The organism is Streptomyces flavofungini, from assembly GCF_041028215.1.
GTDB classification, from domain to species: domain Bacteria; phylum Actinomycetota; class Actinomycetes; order Streptomycetales; family Streptomycetaceae; genus Streptomyces; species Streptomyces flavofungini_B.
This window is the reverse complement of record NZ_JASKYR010000800.1, coordinates 1-3,418: the sequence shown is the minus strand read 5'-3', so window position 1 is coordinate 3,418 and position 3,418 is coordinate 1. Positions and strand designations below refer to the sequence as shown.

Genomic DNA, 3,418 nt, shown 5'->3' with positions numbered 1-3,418 from the left:
CGTCTTTCCTGCCCGGGGGGCGTTGGGGACGTCCCGGGCAGGAAAGACGCAATGCGATGTCGATATGTGGCGCGTGTGGCCGCTGCGCTTTGTGGTGTGGTGCGTGATGCCCCGGCAGAGTTTCACTCGGGCCAGGTACATGTCAGCCCCCGGGAGGATGTTGGCCGGAAATCGTCCGTTGAGCGATGGTCAACGTACGTAATGCGAACAGCGTGTGAACGGGCCCCGCCGACGTGCCGCGTCCGGAAACGCGCGCCGCCCCGGGGAGTTGATCACCCGGGGCGGCGGCGTGTCTTCACGCGGTGGTGCTCATGCGGTGGTGCTCATGCGTGGTGCTCATGTGCTGGTGCGGCTTACGGGAAGGTCAGCTTGAAGCTGTTGATGTAGCCCGTGTCCTGCCGCGCCTTGTCCTGCACCCGCAGCTTCCAGGTGCCGTTGGCCACCTCGGAGGAGGCGTTGACCGTGTAGGTCTCCTTGACGTTGTCCGCGGAGTCCGAGGAGCTGGTGCCCTTCAGGAGGTAGACGGACCCGTCGGGGGCCACCAGGTCGACCTGGAGGTCACCGCGCCAGGTGTGCACGATGTCGACGCCGACCTTCAGGGCGCTCGGCGCGTTGCCGGTGCGGCCCGTGACGTTGACCGACGAGGTGACCGCGGCACCGGCGTCCGGAATGGCGACGTCCGCGGTGTTCTCGAAGACCGTGCCGCCGGGCTCCTCGCCGCCGGGGCGCGAGCCGACGTTCACGGCGGCCCAGGCGTTGGCGACGGCCTTGTACTCGGCGCTGGTGGTGCCGTAGAGCTCACCGGCCACGGCGAGCGTCCCGGTGCGGGCCGCCGCGTAGTTGGTCGTGGTGGTGAACTTCGTGGTGAGCGCCTTGAACCAGATCAGCGACGCCTTGTCGCGGCCGATGCCGGTCACCGGCAGACCGTCCGAGGTGGGCGAGTCGTAGGAGACGCCGTTGATGACCTTGGCGCCGCTGCCCTCGCTCAGCAGGTAGTAGAAGTGGTTGGCGACACCCGACGAGTAGTGCACGTCGACGTTGCCTATCCCGGAGTACCAGGAGTCCTTGGACGCGCCGTCCTTGGAGGGCTTGTCCATGTAGCGCAGCGGCGAGCCGTCGCCGTTGATGTCGATCTTCTCGCCGACGAGGTAGTCGCCCTTGTCCTGGGCGTTGTTGGCGTTGAACTCGACCGCGGCGGCGAAGATGTCGGAGGTGGCCTCGTTCAGGCCGCCGGACTCGCCGCTGTAGGTCATGTTGCCGGTCGCGGACGTCACGCCGTGCGTCATCTCGTGGGCCGCCACGTCGATGGACGTCAGCGGCTTGGAGTTGCCCGAGCCGTCGCCGTACGTCATGCAGAAGCAGGTGTCCTGCCAGAACGCGTTGACGTAGTTGTTGCCGTAGTGGACCCGGGAGTACGCGCCGACGCCGTCGCCGCGGATGCCGGAGCGGCCGTGCACGTTCTTGTAGTAGTCCCAGGTGAGCTGGGCCCCGTAGGCGGCGTCGGCGCCCGCGGTCTCCGCGTTGGAGGCCTGGCCGTTGCCCCAGACGTCGTCGGGCCCGGAGAAGAGGGTGCCCGTGCCGGACGTGCCGCGGTTCAGGTTGTACGTCTTGTGGTTGCCGCGGCCGGTGTCGGTCAGGGTGTAGTTCGACCCCGACTGCGCCGAGCCCACGGTGACCGTGCCGCTGTACTGCGTGTTGCCCGTGCCGTTCTCGATGCCCTGCCACTGGAAGAGCTTCTTGCCGGTGGCGGCGTCCGTGATGACGTGCAGCTCGTTCGGCGTGCCGTCGTGCTGGAGCCCGCCGACCACCGTCTCGTACGCGAGGACCGGCGCGCCCTTGGCCATCCAGACGACCTTGCGCGGCGCGCGGTCCGCGTCGGTCTTCTTGGAGCCCGCGGCCTTCGCGGCGCCCAGCGCCTGCTTCTCCGCCGCCGAAGCCTTGATCCCGGCACTCGTGTCGACGCCCTTGAGCTGCGCCTTCGCGGCCTTGGTGACGCCCTCGGTCCGGCCGGACTTCGCGGTGTCCACCACCATGTCGCCGCCGAGGACGGGCAGGCCGTCGTAGGTGCGCTCGTAGCGGGTGTGGACGGTGCCGTCACGGTCCTTGGTGACGTCGCGGACGACCAGCTTCTCCTTGGCGCCGAGCTTGAGCTCGTCGGCCGTCTCCGCCTTGGTGGCGTTGGCGTCGCGGATCAGCTCCGCGCGCTGGGCGGGGGTGAGCTTGGCGGCCAGGGCGCCGGGGTCGACCTTGCCGAGCTTCTGGGCCGCCGCGGGGGCGGCCTTGGGCGACGGGTCGGCCGAGGCGGGACCCGCCTGGACGGCCACGGCGAGGAGCGCGGCGACTGCGGAGAGGGCGCCGACGGCGGTCGCGCGGGTGCGGACCGAACGGCTGTTGTGGGAGGTGGGTCTGTGGGAGGTGCTTCTCAACACGGACTCCTTCTGCGCGGCCGCGGGGATGCGCGGCCAGAGCTACCGGGCGGTTGGGTCGCCGTCCGGGCAGAGCAAGGCGGAACGCAGAACTGGGCGGTGCGTAAGGGGCGTTGCGTGTGCGGTGCGTGTGTGGTGCGTGAAGAGAAACCGTCGCGTTGTTGAAAGTCGTGCGGCGGTCGAGGGGAAGAGTGGCACCAGAGCCGCGCGTCTGTCAGGAGCGCATCAAGAGTTGGCCGGAATCAGTCCGTTGGCCGGTGGGGCACGTTCGGAATGCGGAGTAAAGCGGGAGCCTGTCCCGGGAACGGCGGATGGCCGGTGTTCGAGAGCCGGGGCTGGCGCTCGCGCCGCACGGCCGTGGCTTTAAATCGCCGCTCCACGGCGGCGAAACTCCGCCCATGGCCTCCGGCCGGGACTGGCACGGGGGCCGCCTGGTACGGCGTCTGTCGAGTGCCGGGGGCTGCCCGGTACGGCGTCTGTCGAGTGCCGGGGGCTGCCCGGTACGGCGTCTGTCGAGCGCTGGGGCCCGCCCGGTATGCCGTCCGTCGAACACCGGGGGCCGCCCAGAGCGCCGTCCGTCGAGCGCCAGGGCCTGCCCGTTACGCCGTCCGTCGAGCTCCGGGGCCCGGCCGGTATGCGGTCTGTCGAACACCGGGGGCCGCCCAGAGCGCCGTCCGTCGAGCACCGGGGGCTGCCCGGTACGGCGTCTATCGAGCGCTGGGGCCCGCCCGATACGCCGTCCGTCGAGCACCGAGASCACCGAGCTGACCACCGTCGCGATGCGCCGCCTCGACCCCGGTGTGCGGGGCTCGGTGCTCTCGGTGCTCGACCGGCTCGGCATCCGTGTCCTGCCGAACACGGCGGGCTGTTTCACCGCCGKGGAGGGCGGKGCACGGATGCCGAGCCGGTCGAGCACCGAGAGCACCGAGCCCCGCACACCGGGGTCGAGGCGGCGCATCGCGACGGTGGTCAGCTCGGTGCCGGAGGCGACG

1 protein-coding gene and 1 pseudogene are annotated in these 3,418 nt (G+C 70.4%); one reads left to right on the top strand and one right to left on the bottom strand.

Going from position 1 to position 3,418, the window contains the following annotated elements; translation table 11 throughout:
- Positions 1 to 353: 353 nt before the first annotated feature.
- Positions 354 to 2,429 (bottom strand): M4 family metallopeptidase, encoded by a 2,076-nt coding sequence (locus AB8Z36_RS34660; protein WP_369217357.1) that lies wholly within the window; start codon positions 2,427 to 2,429, stop codon positions 354 to 356.
- A gap of 752 nt (positions 2,430 to 3,181) precedes the next feature.
- Between AB8Z36_RS34660 and AB8Z36_RS34655 the strand changes: the two are divergent.
- Positions 3,182 to 3,310 (top strand): annotated as a pseudogene (locus AB8Z36_RS34655) (thiazole synthase); the annotation flags it as partial.
- Between the last annotated feature and the right edge of the window lie 108 nt (positions 3,311 to 3,418).